Origin of the sequence: Xylanibacter brevis P6B11, assembly GCF_000621825.1 — a bacterium.
Taxonomy (GTDB): domain Bacteria; phylum Bacteroidota; class Bacteroidia; order Bacteroidales; family Bacteroidaceae; genus Prevotella; species Prevotella brevis.
The window spans coordinates 1-15,207 of sequence record NZ_JHXG01000011.1; the positions used below are offsets into that span (position 1 = coordinate 1).

The 15,207-nt window shown below is 51.3% G+C and carries 10 protein-coding genes; 7 read left to right on the forward strand and 3 right to left on the reverse strand.

The window, feature by feature from the left end; translation table 11 throughout:
• Positions 1 to 140: 140 nt before the first annotated feature.
• Positions 141 to 1,682, reverse strand: a complete 1,542-nt coding sequence (locus T496_RS0107235) for a glycine--tRNA ligase (protein ID WP_027450163.1) — start codon at positions 1,680 to 1,682, stop codon at positions 141 to 143.
• 148 nt (positions 1,683 to 1,830) lie between these two features.
• Between T496_RS0107235 and T496_RS0107240 the strand changes: the two genes are divergently transcribed.
• From T496_RS0107240 to T496_RS0107250, 3 genes are read left to right on the forward strand one after another with little or no spacing between them, the layout of a single operon-like run.
• Positions 1,831 to 4,569 (forward strand): DNA gyrase/topoisomerase IV subunit A, encoded by a 2,739-nt coding sequence (locus T496_RS0107240; RefSeq protein WP_027450164.1) that lies wholly within the window; start codon positions 1,831 to 1,833, stop codon positions 4,567 to 4,569.
• Positions 4,559 to 5,350, forward strand: coding sequence for a DUF3316 domain-containing protein (locus T496_RS0107245; RefSeq protein WP_027450165.1), 792 nt, complete (start codon positions 4,559 to 4,561; stop codon positions 5,348 to 5,350). The genes T496_RS0107240 and T496_RS0107245 overlap by 11 nt, the downstream gene beginning before the upstream one ends.
• A 12-nt stretch (positions 5,351 to 5,362) precedes the next feature.
• Positions 5,363 to 6,367 carry a S41 family peptidase gene (locus T496_RS0107250; RefSeq protein WP_027450166.1) on the forward strand — a complete coding sequence of 335 codons (1,005 nt, stop codon included), beginning with the start codon at positions 5,363 to 5,365 and terminating at the stop codon, positions 6,365 to 6,367.
• On the opposite strand, the gene T496_RS0107255 is transcribed toward T496_RS0107250, so the two are convergent.
• Together T496_RS0107255 and T496_RS0107260 are read right to left on the reverse strand one after the other, a co-directional pair.
• Positions 6,353 to 7,321, reverse strand: coding sequence for an aminotransferase class I/II-fold pyridoxal phosphate-dependent enzyme (locus T496_RS0107255; protein WP_027450167.1), 969 nt, complete (start codon positions 7,319 to 7,321; stop codon positions 6,353 to 6,355). The genes T496_RS0107250 and T496_RS0107255 overlap by 15 nt on opposite strands.
• Entirely contained in the window at positions 7,318 to 7,797 is a 480-nt protein-coding gene (locus tag T496_RS0107260) for a cob(I)yrinic acid a,c-diamide adenosyltransferase (RefSeq protein WP_027450168.1), read from the reverse strand. Before T496_RS0107260 ends, T496_RS0107255 begins: the two co-directional genes overlap by 4 nt.
• 745 nt (positions 7,798 to 8,542) lie before the next feature.
• Between T496_RS0107260 and T496_RS0107265 the strand changes: the two genes are divergently transcribed.
• Genes T496_RS0107265 through T496_RS14915 form a run of 4 tightly spaced genes read left to right on the forward strand, consistent with a single transcriptional unit; the run spans position 8,543 to position 15,186 of the window.
• Positions 8,543 to 9,904 carry a hypothetical protein gene (locus tag T496_RS0107265; protein WP_231478022.1) on the forward strand — a complete coding sequence of 454 codons (1,362 nt, stop codon included), beginning with the start codon at positions 8,543 to 8,545 and terminating at the stop codon, positions 9,902 to 9,904.
• 47 nt (positions 9,905 to 9,951) lie between these two features.
• A complete protein-coding gene (locus T496_RS0107270; RefSeq protein ID WP_155808750.1) occupies positions 9,952 to 11,757 on the forward strand; it encodes a hypothetical protein in 1,806 nt (601 codons plus the stop codon).
• Between the two features lie 21 nt (positions 11,758 to 11,778).
• A complete protein-coding gene (locus T496_RS0107275) occupies positions 11,779 to 15,033 on the forward strand; it encodes a leucine-rich repeat domain-containing protein (protein WP_081783586.1) in 3,255 nt (1,084 codons plus the stop codon).
• Positions 15,034 to 15,045: 12 nt separating this feature from the next.
• Positions 15,046 to 15,186 (forward strand): hypothetical protein, encoded by a 141-nt coding sequence (locus T496_RS14915; protein ID WP_155808752.1) that lies wholly within the window; start codon positions 15,046 to 15,048, stop codon positions 15,184 to 15,186.
• Positions 15,187 to 15,207 lie beyond the last annotated feature (21 nt).

Below are 15,207 nucleotides of genomic sequence, written 5' to 3' on the forward strand. Positions count from 1 at the left end.
AGCGAGTCTTCCAACGAGGCAAAGAACACAGCATTGCGTGCTTGCCAGTTGTCATATTCATCGACCTCGCCATCGGTCTCACTGCATGAGGCAAAGCTCAGCAGTGAGAGACAGGCAAAGATAAAATATTTCAGTTTCATTTATTGAAGTTTCTTAAGCAGACTTGCAATGCTAACCTTGTCCTCGATGATAGAAGCCAGGTCGCTGATCTTCACACGCTCCTGCTCCATGGTGTCGCGGAAACGCAGGGTGACGCAGCCATCGTTCAGGGTGTCGTGGTCAACAGTGACGCAATAAGGAGTACCGATAGCGTCCTGACGACGGTAGCGCTTACCGATAGAGTCTTTCTCGTCGTACTGACAGTTGAAGTGGAACTTCAGGTCGTTGATGATCTCGCGTGCCTTCTCGGGCAGACCATCTTTCTTCACCAGAGGCATCACAGCCAGTTTAACAGGAGCCAAGGCTGCGGGTAACTTTAGCACTACGCGGGTCTCGCCATTCTCCAGTTTCTCCTCGCAGTAAGAGTGGCACATGATAGAAAGGAACATACGGTCAACACCGATAGAGGTCTCGATAACGTAGGGCACATAGCTCTCGTTGGTCTGAGGATCGAAATACTTGATGCTCTTGCCAGAGAACTTCTCGTGCTGGCTGAGGTCGAAGTTGGTACGAGAGTGAATACCCTCAACCTCCTTGAAGCCAAATGGCATCTTGAACTCGATATCGGTGGCAGCGTTAGCATAGTGAGCCAGCTTGTCGTGGTCGTGGAAACGATAGTTCTCAGCGCCGAAGCCCAGTGCCTGGTGCCACTTCATGCGGGTCTCTTTCCACTTGGGGAACCACTCCAGCTCGGTGCCGGGAGCTACGAAGAACTGCATCTCCATCTGTTCGAACTCACGCATGCGGAAGATGAACTGGCGAGCCACAATCTCGTTGCGGAAAGCCTTACCGATCTGTGCGATACCGAAAGGAATCTTCATACGACCAGTCTTCTGCACGTTCAGGTAGTTCACAAAGATACCCTGAGCAGTTTCAGGACGCAGGTAAACCTTCATTGAGCCATCGGCAGAGGCACCCATCTCGGTAGAGAACATCAGGTTGAACTGACGAACGTCGGTCCAGTTCTTGGTGCCGCTGATAGGATCTACTATTTCCTCGTCGAGGATGATCTGCTTCAGAGCCTCAAGGTCGGGACCCTGCATGGCCTCAGCATAGCGAGCATGCAGTGCGTCGCGCTTCTCCTTAGCTTCCTTCACGCGTTCGCTGGTCTCCATATATTTTGCTTCATCGAAAGAGTCGCCAAAGCGCTTGCGAGCCTTCTCAACCTCTTTCTGAATTTTCTCGTCGTATTTAGCAATCTGGTCCTCAATCAGCACGTCGGCACGATAGCGCTTCTTGCTGTCGCGGTTGTCAATGAGGGGGTCGTTGAAAGCATCAACGTGGCCAGAGGCCTTCCAGATGGTGGGGTGCATAAAGATAGCAGAGTCGATACCCACGATGTTCTCGTGAAGCAGAACCATAGACTTCCACCAGTACTGTTTGATATTGTTTTTCAACTCCACACCGTTCTGACCGTAGTCATAAACAGCGCCCAGTCCGTCGTAGATATCGCTTGATGGGAAAACGAAACCATACTCCTTACAGTGCGATACAATCTTCTTAAATACGTCTTCTTGTGCCATAATAAAATAATAATTTCTAGAAATTTGCCTGCAAAGTTACAACTTTTTAAGCAGTTATAGGTAGATTATGGAGTTAAAGGGAGTTAAACTGCGACATTTCTCGCTATTTTTTCCTAATTTTGCAGACAAACTGAAAAACAAGCAAGTAATGGACGACGAAAAAAAAGAAGAATTGAAGAAGTCAGAGAATACTGATATTTCCGACAATTCGGACTACTCTGATCAACCAGAAAACGCCGAGGGCCATTCTGACTACAAGCCGGTTAACCGCTTCGATGCATCGGTGGTGCACCACCTGAGCGGCATGTATCAGAACTGGTTTCTGGACTATGCCTCATACGTAATCCTGGAGCGTGCCGTGCCGCATATCGAGGACGGACTGAAGCCTGTGCAGCGCCGCATCCTGCACTCGATGAAGCGCATGGACGACGGACGCTACAACAAGGTGGCCAACATCGTGGGTCACACCATGCAGTTTCACCCTCACGGCGATGCCTCTATCGGCGATGCGCTGGTGCAGCTGGGTCAGAAAGACCTGCTGGTGGACACGCAGGGTAACTGGGGTAACATCCTGACAGGCGACCGCGCTGCTGCTCCCCGTTACATCGAGGCCCGCTTGTCTAAATTCGCTCTAGACACCGTCTTCAACCCCAAGACCACCGAATGGCAATTGTCGTACGACGGTCGTAACAAGGAACCTATCACACTGCCCGTGAAGTTTCCCCTACTTCTTTCACAGGGTGCCGAGGGTATTGCCGTAGGTCTGTCGTCCAAGATCCTGCCCCATAACTTCTGCGAGATATGCGACGCTGCCATCAGCTATCTGCACGGCGAGGAGTTCCACCTCTACCCCGACTTCCAGACAGGCGGCAGCATCGACGTGTCGAAATACAACGACGGTCAGCGTGGCGGCGTGGTGAAAGTGCGCGCCAAGATTGAGAAACTGGACCAGAAGACGCTGGTCATCCGCGAACTGCCTTTCTCGAAGACGGTATCGACGCTCATCGAGAGCATCACGAAAGCCATTGAAAAAGGTAAGATCAAGGCACGCAACGTGACCGACCTGACCTCAGCTCAGGTTGAGATACAGGTACACCTGGCCCCTGGTGTGTCGAGCGACAAGACCATCGATGCGCTCTATGCCTTCACCGACTGCGAGATCAACATCTCGCCCAACTGCTGTGTCATCAAGGATGAGAAGCCACAGTTCCTGACCGTGAGCGACGTGCTGATTCACAGCGCCGAGCGCACCAAAGACCTGATTCGTCAGGAACTGGAGATTCGCAAAGGTGAGTTGTTGGAACAACTGCACTTCTGCTCACTGGAGAAGATCTTCATCGAGGAGCGCATCTATAAGGATAAGAAGTTCGAGGAAGCACCCAATGTGGATAAGGTTTGCGAGCATATCGACAACCGTCTGACGCCGTTCTATCCTCAGATGGTGCGTGAGGTGACCAAGGACGACATTCTGCGACTGCTGGAAATCAAGATGCAGCGCATCCTGAAGTTCAACAAGGAGAAGGCCGACGAGCTGATGGCTCGCATCAAGGCCGAGATCGACGAGATAGACCGCGACCTGGCTAACCTCACCGAGGTGACCGCCGCCTGGTTCCAGTTCTTGAAGGATAAGTACGGCAAGGACCACGCCCGACTCACCGAGATTCGAAACTTCGACACCATCGAGGCTACGAAGGTGGCTGAAGCCAACCAAAAGCTCTACATTAACCGCAGCGAAGGCTTCATCGGCACAGGTCTGAAAAAGGACGAGTTCGTGTGCAACTGCTCGGACATCGACGACATCATCCTGTTCTACAAGGATGGTAAATACAAGGTAGTGCGCGTGGCCGAGAAGCTCTTTGTGGGCAAGAATGTGCTGTGGATAGACGTGTTCAAGAAGAACGATAAGCGCACCATCTATAATGTAGTGTATCGCGACGGACGCAACGGTCCTTGCTACATCAAGCGATTCAACATCACGGGCATCACCCGCGACCGCGAGTACGACCTGACTCAGGGCACAGCCGGTTCGAAGATCATGTACTTCACAGCCAACCCCAATGGCGAGGCTGAGGTGATCAAAGTGACACTCGATGCTTCCGTGCAGGCCAAGAACCCACGCATGAGCATCTTCTTGGAGCGCTCGTTTGCCGAAGTGCTGATCAAGGGACGTGCCTCGAAGGGTAACCTGCTGACAAAGAAGCCCGTGCACCGCATCACGCTGAAGTCGCAAGGACACTCGACACTGGGTGGACGCAAGGTGTGGTTCGACCCCGACGTAAATCGTCTGAACTACGACGAGCACGGACGACTGCTGGGCGAGTTCTTCGACGACGACCAGATACTGGTGGTTTTGACCAACGGCGACTTCTACCTGACGAATTTCGATGCCAACAACCACTACGAAGAAAATATCCTGCGCATAGAGAAGTTCAAACCCGAGAAGGTATGGACAGCCGTACTCTTCGATGCCGACAATCAGGGCTATCCCTACGTGAAACGCTTCCTGATGGAGGCCACCAAGCGCAAGCAGAACTACCTGGGCGAGAACCCCGCCTCAAAGCTGATTCTGCTCAGCGACCAGGTTTATCCGCTGATCAAGGTGACCTATGGCGGTGCCGACGAGTTCCGCGGCTCGGAAGAGATCGACGCCGAACAGTTTATCTCGGTGAAAGGTTTCAAGGCTAAGGGTAAACGACTGAGCACCTATCAGATAGAGAGCATCGTTGAGCTAGAGCCTACGAGATTCCCCGAGGAGCCAGAGGCCACCGAGACACCGGAAGCCGCTGATACCACAGAGGAAGAAGACTTGGATCCTGATGAGGGCAAAAGCCAACAGCAGGTGATTGACGAGATGACCGGTCAACTAAGACTTTTCGATGATGAATAAAACATTCAGATGGATGATAACCCTTTGCTGGTTCCTCTCTATTGGCTACACAGCCAATGGACAGGAACCAGTTTACGTTACACGCTATCAGCAGGTGGGCTATGGCACCACCAACATACTAGACACGTACCTCACACAGGAGAAGTTCAAAGGTAATGGTCTTAGCATCCTGGTTTCTTCTGAGCGGAAGAAACCTTCGTCCAATTGGAGCACGTTGATGCACAGTCAGCTGAACCTGTCAACAGCGAAGGATCGGTCGGGCGACAAGAGCGAGGTGGAGGGCGCCTTCAACTTTCTTTGGGGACGCCTGTACCGATGGCAAATGCTCAACGGCAACCTGCACCTGCAGGCTGGCGGCATGGTGAACGCCGGACTGGGCTTTATCTACAACACCGCCAATGCCAACAACCCGGCACAGGCACGTGCCTCACTGCAACTGATGCCCACGGGCATAGCCAGCTACACCTTCCCCCTGTGGAAGCACCATGTGCTGATGCGCTATGAGTTGAACCTGCCCCTGGTGGGCGTGGCGTTCAGTCCCAACTATGGCCAGTCGTACTATGAGATGTTCTCACTGGGCAACTACGACCACAACATCGTGCCCACCACCTTCGTTGCTGCCCCCTACTTCCGCCAGCACTTCACGGTGGCCTACCCCATCTATCGCACCACCATGCTGTCGCTGAGCTACCTGGGCGACTACCAGCAGCTGCAGGTGAACCACCTGAAACAGCACGTACTGTCACACCGACTGATGGTGGGCCTCATCAAGAACTTCTAACGATACCGAACCATGAGAAGACTACTATACCTGCTCTGCCTGCTACCATTCTTTGCCGCATGCGTCGATGAAGAGCAGTTTGACAATTCGCCACAAGGCAACTTCGAGGCGCTGTGGAAAATCATAGACGAGCACTACTGTTTCTTTGACTACAAGCAACAGGCGTATGGGCTGGACTGGGATGCCGTGAAAGTGAAGTATGCCGCGCGCATTGACGACAACATGACCAGCAAACAACTCTTTGAAGTGCTGACTGCGATGCTCAGCGAACTGCGCGACGGACATGTGAACATCACGACGGCCTTTGACTACGGACGCTACTGGGCGTGGTACGAGAACTACCCTGCCAACTACAACGACTCGCTGATTCGCCGCTACATGGGCACGGACTATAAGATTGCTTCCGGACTGGACTACAGGCTGCTGGACCGAAACATTGGCTATATACGCTATGAGAGTTTTCAGGATGCTATGGGCGATGGCAACCTGGACGAGGTGATGATGGAATGTATCTTGTGCCGAGGATTGATTATCGACATCCGCAATAACGGTGGCGGCAATCTGACTAACGCCGAGAAACTGGCAGCCCGCTTCTGCAACGAGAAAACGCTAGTGGGCTACTACCAGCATAAGACAGGCCCAGGGCGCCATGACTTCTCGAAGATGGAAGCCCGCTATATTGAGCCATCAAGCAATATCCGCTGGCAGAAACCCGTGGTCATCCTGACCAACCGACACGTGTATAGCGCTGCCAACGAGTTTGTGATGTACATGAAACAAATGCCACAAGCCATCATCGTGGGCGATCATACAGGCGGCGGCGCCGGCATGCCCTTCAGCAGCAGTCTGCCAAACGGTTGGAACGTGCGTTTCTCTGCCGTACCGATGTACGATGCCAATCAGCAGTCGTGCGAGTTTGGCATAGAGCCAGACCACCTGGTAGAGCTGACCGACGAAGATGTAGCCAAAGGACGCGACACGCTCATAGAGTATGCCTGCGACCTACTGACGAAATGAGGCAATAGCCGCTACCAGCGCATCGTTTTCTTCGGGCTTCTGTGCCGAGATGCGGAAATAATGTTCATTTAATCCTGGAAAATTGGATGCATCGCGAATCAACATGCGATGCTCTTGGGCGAGGTATGCCTTCAGCTCTGCCGCTGTGGCACCTTCCATACGAGCCAGCATAAAGTTGGTCTCGGTGGGCAGTGCCTGTATCATGGGCAATTGGTTCAGCGCACGATTCAGACGCTGGGTCTCTGTCAGGTAGGCGGTCATATCGGGCACCACACAGACGTCGTGGTGCAAGAGCCATTTGCCAGCCTCTACAGCCAAGGCGTTGACAGACCAGGGGCGCTGCCAATGCTGCAACCTACTGATCATCGACTCGGAAGCTACGACATAGCCCACACGAAGTCCTGGGACGGCATAGGTCTTGGTCAGGGAATGAATCTGAATGACATGCTCGGCTGCCACCGCCTCGGCAGGCGACATCAGCTGGGCTGCCGTCAGATCTTCATACGACTGGTCAACCACCACCACTTGATATTTATCCAAAGGCAGATGGCGGGTAACCGCACCAGTAGGGTTGTTGGGATTACATATCCAGCAAGCACCATGTTCCCCCTTCTCCATGCCAAACATGCGGCAAGCATCCTCATACTCACTAAACGTGGGCTGACTAACCTTATATTGATGGATGCCCGCGCCAGCCAGCATCTGTGCTACCAGATAGATTGCCTCTACAGCACCATTGGTGACCAGTACACTACCGGCGGGAATATGGTTCTTTTGGGCGATGACCTCTGCCAGCGACGAGGCGTCGGGCTCGGGATATTGCGCTATCACGTCCATGCGCTCTGCCAGAAAAGCCTTCAGGGCAGTCAAGTCGGCATGGGCATAGATATTCGAACTGAAGTTCATCCGAATATCCTCATAGCGAAAAGCATCGTCTCCGTGACCTTGAATCATAGTGAAAGCGCGAATAAATAGTCAGACAAGCGATTGAAGAATCTCAGAATATCGGCATCCACGGGATACGTCCTGTGGAGTGTCCATAGCCGACGCTCCACCGTGCGGCACTGGGTGCGTGCCACATGAAGCATGGCAGTCTCCGGTTTGTCGCCAGGCACTACAAAACCCAGGGGCCTGTCAGCCGTCAGGAGGTCAATGGCCGTCTCCATCTCAGCGGTCAAGGCGGCCACATGCAGCGGCTTGGGGTTCTCATCCCCCTGCGGTGTAGCCACATGGCTCATCACAACCATCAGTTCCTGTTGTACACGCCGCAAGAGCGGTGCATCAACAATGCCACGAGCCACGCCAAGCAGTGCATTCAGATGATCTATCTGTCCATTGGTCTCAATGCGCACATCATCCTTATCCACCCGCACACCTCCGCGCAGCGAGGTCTGTCCGTTGTCGCCTGTCTTCGTATAAATCTGTTTCATTCTTGTGGCAAAGTTAAACAAAATATACATACGTTCCAAACAATCCCCATGAAAAATGCGCTCTTGACATAGGTCACCATTATGCTGTTATTCAGACAATAACGACGTAAATGCTTGGCTGTTTGGAGGAAACGTACTAATTTTGCACTCGGTTAGGATTATAGAGAGAAAAAAGATGTAACGCCGACAAGGGGTCGGCCGAGAATTAAAGAAAAGAAAGGATAACGATTATGAAGAAATTAATTAAGAAGATTGTAGCTACTGTAGTTAGCAATTGGAACGAGGCAAACGCACTGATGTCGAAAAGCTACACTTACAGTGTTTAAAGAGAACTAAAGTTTGATTATATAACGAGAAAGCGTGTTGCTCATACGGGCAACACGCTTTCTTTTATTCATCCTATTAATACGATATGACGTACCCGTCATGTTGACGAGGTATGATTTGTGACACAGTCTGTCGACCAGATAACAAAAAAGAATGGCAAACCGTTTCGTTTGCCATTCTTTTTTTCTACATCTTTTCGCCTTACTCCCCACCTCCATCTGTGTACCCTTGTACCAATTTTATCAAATTTAACTTTTTTTGTTTTATTTGTTTTGAATTAAACGCAGAATATACTATCTTTGCATCAAGAATACAAACTTTCACAACATGGCACTAGCGAGAAAATGCATATAGTGCAATAGCTCGAAGCCAAATCGCGCCTTTGTCATACTAATAATTAATATTACCAGAATTCAAAATGACTACACCTAAAACATTAAACAGGTTGTCTTTACTGACAACGATTATGGCTGCTATTCTTATTTGCTGTCACATATTCACAGCATGTTCGAACAATGATGATCCTGCCCCCATTTCAGGCCGTGCATACAATCTCGACCAGAAGATAACGAACCGTCGGGAGTGTCACGCACTGAAAATGATTGCGAATGATGCGCTGAACTTAAAGTTCCGTCAAATCGTGTTCGAATATACCAGCGTCGGTCCCGACTTGAAGACGCCGGTACGGCTTACTGGCGTCATCTCAATGTCCCCTGACGTATATAATAAGGTGGCTTCACCTCGCGGACTGATGCTCTACAATGAGTTTACATGTGCCAAGCATGGTGAGCGTACTTCTCAGAACGAGATTGACGACATCGGTCTTTACATGAACAAATACCAGAATCTCATTATGGTTTCTGCCGACCTCTATGGCTGGACGCTCACAGAGGACAAGCCACAGGCCTACTGCTGTCCGGAGATTACCAGCATTGAGACCATCGATGCTTGGGATGCCGCCATGCAGATTCTGAAAGACGAGGGCTATGCCATCAGCGGTCTGCCCACCTTCAATGTGGGCTATAGCAGTGGTGGTTTCTCGGCACTCGCCGTTCAGCGCTACTGCGACGAGAAACGTCCTGACATCCATTGGGACCTGACCTCGGGAGGTGCTGCTCCCTTCGACTTGCACAGCGTTTATATCAGTAACATTACCAACCCCACCTCTGGTTATGCTTGTTCTTTCCCACTCGTGGTGGTGGCTTACAAGGAGACTTACCACATGGACTTTGACTACAAGGACGTGTTTGTAGAGCCTCTTGCCAGCAACATCCAGAAGTGGATACTCTCCAAGGATTACGGCACATGGGACATCAACAAGCTCATTGCTGGTGGTGATGAAGCAAAAGCCAAGGACTGCCCTGTCAACCTTATTCTGACGCCCGATGCACTCAATCCTCAGTCGACCGTCGGCAAAAAACTGGCCCAGAAGCTCCGCGAGAACTCCCTTTGCGGCGAAGGACAGACCTGGCATCCCAACACCAAGACCAAATATTACATTATGCACTCTGCCGGCGACAAGTACATGGACTGGCACGTAGGCCAAGAGATGGCCGATTACCTGAAAGCCCACGGCTGCACCGTCGAGACGGAGTTCGGCGACTGGGGCAACCACGTTGACTACGGTCTCTTCCACCACATTGGCGCCACCATGCTCCAGATGGAGAACTTCATGCCGGGTACCGAGGAGGCCAAGCAGCAACTGAAGAAAGACCTCATTGACAATGCTGAGGAGCAGATCAAGGACAATGTGTATGAATTTGCCGGTATCTCGCTATGATTCATAAGTAAAACAGACAGATAGAAAACTAAATACCAAAAAACAAGATGAAAAGGATTCTTTCAACAATTATGGGGCTGCTCGTGCTGCTTGCTGCCAATGCACAGAATGTGACTACTGACGGACTGCATCAGCCCGTGAATGTCAACGACGTTGTGGTGACCAAAGTGGCGTATGCTGTCTTTAGCAGCCACGACAGTGTGTATGTGAACCCTCAGACGGGACAAAGCGACACTGTGACGATTGATGACGGCATGGCGACCTACACCCCGGAAGAGTTTGAGGTAAAGATGGCTGCCAAACGAGCAGCCATCAAGAAACTGATAGAGCGCGCCAAGGCACGCCGCAACGCACCAACCATTACGCCCGACCAGGACTGGAATTACGAGGGGAAACAGGAACGCTCGTCGGCACGTCTGTATTACTATACCTATCCTTCGGTTGATGCCGACGGCAATCCTGTTCGGCTGTCCGCATTAATGGGAGTGCCCATGAACACCGTAGTGGATGATTTTGCGGATATTCTCATGGGCTGGCCCTGGGGCTCTTCGCTGATATCAGATATTAAGATCCGCCCCAGTAATGTGGTGATTGGCTGTCACGTCACCATCACCAGCAACTGGGAATGTCCCACCTCGTATGAGAGGAACACCAGCATATTGGGGCTTGATAATTTCAGAACCGATACAGGCATGATGCTCTTCTATACCCGTTACGACCTGTTACGGCAGCCGTGCTGCCTGGTCATCCTGCCCGACTACGAAGGCTACGGACTGACCAAAGACCGACCGCACCCCTACCTCTATCAGGAGCTCACCGCCCGCCAGTGTGTTGATGCAACCCGCTACGGGCTGGCACTCTACCAACAGAAGGTGGCCAGAGAAGAGGAGCTGCCGCTGGACGATGGCTGGAAGACCATTTGTGTAGGCTTCTCGCAGGGCGGCTCCGTATCGCTGGCCACGCATAAGTACATTGAGACCAACGACCTCACAGACGAGCTGCACTTTGCCGGTTCGGTGTGTGGCGACGGGCCTTACAGTCCTGTTGACCATCTGCAGTACTATATGACGGACGATGGTAGCACCACTTACCCTTTCATAAAGACTTCTCATCGGAAAGAACGCGTCTCAATGCCTATCGTCATGCCGCTCATACTGAAAGGTATGCTCGACAGCAATCCCTATATGCGCCAGTATGCCATAACCGACTTCCTGACGCAAAACTTCCTCAACACGGGTGTTATTGACTATATCGAAGCAAAGAAGAATCCCGATGCCAAAGACCAATATAGCACGGGCGACGTGAACGAAATGTTCCGTCTAATAAAGGAAACCGGTATTCATAATGGAAAACAGATTCTTCAAAAAGACAGTCTTTTTCCATTTGATGACGGTGATAATGTTCATGGAAACATGAGGTTTATGCTCACGGAAAAATGCCTGGCGGATTTCAGGCGACTTACCAAGGGTGAGGAGCTTCAGAATGATTTCATGAAGGACCTCGTGAAGGCATTAGAGAGCAACAATCTGACGGTTGGTTGGCGGCCACAGAAGCGCATCGGGTTCTACCATACCACCTACGATACCGTGGTGCCCTACGTCAATCTGCTCAAATTTATGGAGCGACAGAGCGAACTGACCTATTACTTTGCTAATGAGGGCGACAAGCCTTCTGAAAGAGAAGGCGTACGTCCACCGCATACAACGGAAAATGAGACGGAGGCCGACGTGATGATTATCGACACGGGCAGTACAGCCGACCACGTGCCTGCCGGTCAGGACTTCTTCTTTTTTGGCAGCGTCACGTCGCCCGACTATCAACTGATGAAATGGGTGCTCAAAGGTAAAGAATAAAAATGACAGGAGGCAACAACAATGAAAAATTACATACTGATACTGTTAGCTATGCTGCTGCCACTTACGGTGTGTGCTGACTACACACAAGGCAGCATCAACGTGACTGTAAACGGCAGTCTGCAAACCGCCGTCGCTCGAATCGACGGAACTAACCATAAAGTCGTGCTGGGCAATGGATACAACAGTTGTATTCCTTATTGGACAGAGGGGCAACTGACCATACCCGGATCGGTCAATATTAGCGGCACAGACTACCAGGTCGAAGTAGGACCGGTGGCCTTCCGCCTGTGCAACGGCCTGACAAAAATCACCATTGGCGAGGGGGTGCAGACGATTGGTGACTACGCCTTTGTTGGCTGCTCCTCGGTCACAGAAGTCAACCTTCCTTCCACGCTGACATCCATAGAGCGTGGAGCCTTTGTCAACATGGCTTCTCTGAAGAACGTAACCAGCAAGGCAACAGCGGCTCCAGCATGGCATCTGAACGACGTGTTTAGTTCTACGGGAACAAAAGAGGGTATGGCCGAAATGGCAGCGTCGCGTATCTTATACGTGCCGGAAGGAAGTTGCGGCAGTTACCTCAGCACCAAGTACAACGGTTCGGCGCGCGGCTGGGAGACTGTGGGATGGCAGGAGGCTTTCACGCGTATCTACGAATTGAACGATGCCCCGCAGGAGATTACTTCGCTGCAGGACTTGATAGATTTCCGCGATGCCGTGAACGGTGGCAACAAGTATAAAGGCAGCAACAACAAGATGGTGACACTGACCACAGACCTCGACCTGTCAAGTATTGATAAGTGGACGCCTATCGGCACCTCATCACATCCTTTCAACGGCATCTTCAACGGTGGCGGTCATGTCATCAAGAACCTCAAGGTTGACAGGGCAGTAGAGTACAATGGCCTGTTTGGCTATGCCGAAAACGCCACCATCTATAATATGCATCTGAAGAATCCATCGGTGTCGGGTTCAGACTATCAGGGCACTGTGCTTGGCTATGCTAACGGCAATACGCATCTCAGCGATATTCTTGTTACGGGAACTGACTATATCGTTGCCGGATCAGGCAGCGTCGGAGGTATTGTGGGGTATGCAAGCAATGCGACCATTGAGCGCTGTATGTTCTACGGAAAGGCGCAAAGCACGGGATGGATAGGAGGTATTGTTGGCAATGTCTATAACAACGTGATCATCACCGATTGCGCTGCCCTCAACCAGCTATGGAACAGTAAAAATGAATCCTCAACAATGGGAGGTATTGTCGGCGGTGCCGGTAGCGTTACAGTCAGTCGCTGCTATGCAAGAACAGGCTTTCTGGATATCATGAGTGTCCATGTTAAGGGAAACATCGTTGGAAAGACAAATCGCAACGAAGAAAGCACAATCACCAATTGCGCCTATTGGAGTGCTTCCGGCGGAAGTGGTCTCATAGGTTTGCAGGAAGGAGAAAGTACACTGTCAGAGTCTGGGAATAAATATTACGCGGAGAATGACATGAAGCAAGACGGCATAAAAGGCGTGCTGGGCAAGGGCAACTGGTACTACTTCACTGGCAATTATATTGATTATCCTGTGCCTTCCACGCTGAAGGACATGTATCTTGCCAACTGTATAGACGAGGTGGACGGCGGTTTCACCTATCGTCCGGCAGGTGAAGGCGACGCGAGTTACGAGATTGTGAAATATACGGGCAGTGCCACGAGCCTCACCATCCCCGACACCTATAACGAAAAGCCCGTCACCGCCATCCTCGACGGAGTGTTCAAGGACAACCCGACGCTGGCGTCCGTCACCATTGGCCGTAACATTACGTCCATCGGTGCCAGTGCCTTTGAGAACTGCGACGCCTTGACAAGCGTTATCCTGCCTGATGCCGTGACCAACGTTGGCGAGGATGCTTTCGTCGGCTGTGACGAGCTCACCAGTTTTGCTATCGGTACAGGCTTCGCAAACCATAAGGGCAACTTCCTGGCCTTCTGTCCTAAGCTGACCACAATTACCGTGGCAGACGGTAACACAAATAATTACAGCAGTGTAGATAACGTGCTGATACACAATACAGACTATGGCAGCTATGTCGTAGTCTGCGCTCCAGGCAAGACCGGCGACTATACGATACCTACAGAAAACCTCACAAACACATACGTTTGGATAATGGGCAACTGCTTCGCGTCTTGCAATGGACTGACCAGCATCACCTTCCCCGCAGGCAAGCAATACAAGCTGGACGGTGCAGTGTTCGACGAGGCATACAACCTTCGCTATGTTGATATGTCGAATGTTACTGGCTTCATTAATAATGACAGAACTGCTACGACGGTGAACGTCAGCCGTAGCGACACCGACAATTCCTTCTATGGCATGAGCGAGTGTACCATCGTCTATCTGCCTGCTGGAAACAGCGCAGCTCAGGGCGAGGCGAATGTCGTTATTGGCGGCAATGCCAACAGCATAGAATTGACAGACGGTTGGGACTTCAATCCGCCAGTCACCATCACGACGACGGGCGCGGTGTCGCTAAGACGTACGCTCAGAAGCAAGAGCGTTATCTATGCAACAACCGTCACCGACGAAAGCGGCAATCCCGTTTACGAAGAGATACCCTTGAAGGATAAAGACGGTAAACTGGTGTATCCTCCCAAAATGACATCTGAGGAACGCTTTGAGGGGCGCGGCTACACGGTTTACCTGCCTTATGCGCTGACACTCACAGCAGAGAACGCCAAGGTCTATGCTCCTACAACGATAGCAACCGACACAGGGGTGACCACCGTCACCTTCAACGAGGTGCAAGATAAGGAAATGGCTGCCTACACACCATATTATATCGTTGTGGAGGGTGAAGATGCGGTAAAGCTATCCACTACTGACGCCACCACCATAGCCACTCCGCCAACGAGTGATCCTGAAGCCATCGGCGGCTTTATGTTCAAGGGCACTACAGTGGAGATACCTAACAGCTCGCTCTACGATGCCAAGAAGCCTACCTATCTGCTGCAGAGCGACGGCAAATGGCACAAGGTGCCTGAGAACCAGCCGAAGGCTTACATTGGTCCCTTCCATGCTTACTTCCAAGCTACTTCAAATAGTGGTGCCCGCGCTCTTAACATGGTCATAGACGACGGTGAGGCGACTACTATCGACGCTGTCATCCGCACCATCGATGCCGACGGAACAGAGCACTACTACGACATGAATGGTCGTCAACTCAACGGGAAACCCCAGAAGGGCATGTATATCCACAATGGGAAAAAGTACATTAACAAATAGGAGGACACAGCAATGAAGAAAAAATATGAAAAACCCGCCACAAGCGTGGTAATGCTTAAGTATAAGTCCTATTTGCTAACAGGCAGCCCTGTGGAAAGTCAGTTTGTTGACGATGAAGATTACGATGATTGGGATTTTGACGGCGGTCAATAAAATTCCCCTCACACTTCGAAA

Coding starts and splice junctions, on each gene's coding strand:
- T496_RS0107235 (WP_027450163.1), bottom strand. CDS start 1,682: ATGGCACAAGAAGACGTATTTAAGAAGATTGTATCGCACTGTAAGGAG.
- T496_RS0107240 (WP_027450164.1), top strand. CDS start 1,831: ATGGACGACGAAAAAAAAGAAGAATTGAAGAAGTCAGAGAATACTGAT.
- T496_RS0107245 (WP_027450165.1), top strand. CDS start 4,559: ATGATGAATAAAACATTCAGATGGATGATAACCCTTTGCTGGTTCCTC.
- T496_RS0107250 (WP_027450166.1), top strand. CDS start 5,363: ATGAGAAGACTACTATACCTGCTCTGCCTGCTACCATTCTTTGCCGCA.
- T496_RS0107255 (WP_027450167.1), bottom strand. CDS start 7,321: ATGATTCAAGGTCACGGAGACGATGCTTTTCGCTATGAGGATATTCGG.
- T496_RS0107260 (WP_027450168.1), bottom strand. CDS start 7,797: ATGAAACAGATTTATACGAAGACAGGCGACAACGGACAGACCTCGCTG.
- T496_RS0107265 (WP_231478022.1), top strand. CDS start 8,543: ATGACTACACCTAAAACATTAAACAGGTTGTCTTTACTGACAACGATT.
- T496_RS0107270 (WP_155808750.1), top strand. CDS start 9,952: ATGAAAAGGATTCTTTCAACAATTATGGGGCTGCTCGTGCTGCTTGCT.
- T496_RS0107275 (WP_081783586.1), top strand. CDS start 11,779: ATGAAAAATTACATACTGATACTGTTAGCTATGCTGCTGCCACTTACG.
- T496_RS14915 (WP_155808752.1), top strand. CDS start 15,046: ATGAAGAAAAAATATGAAAAACCCGCCACAAGCGTGGTAATGCTTAAG.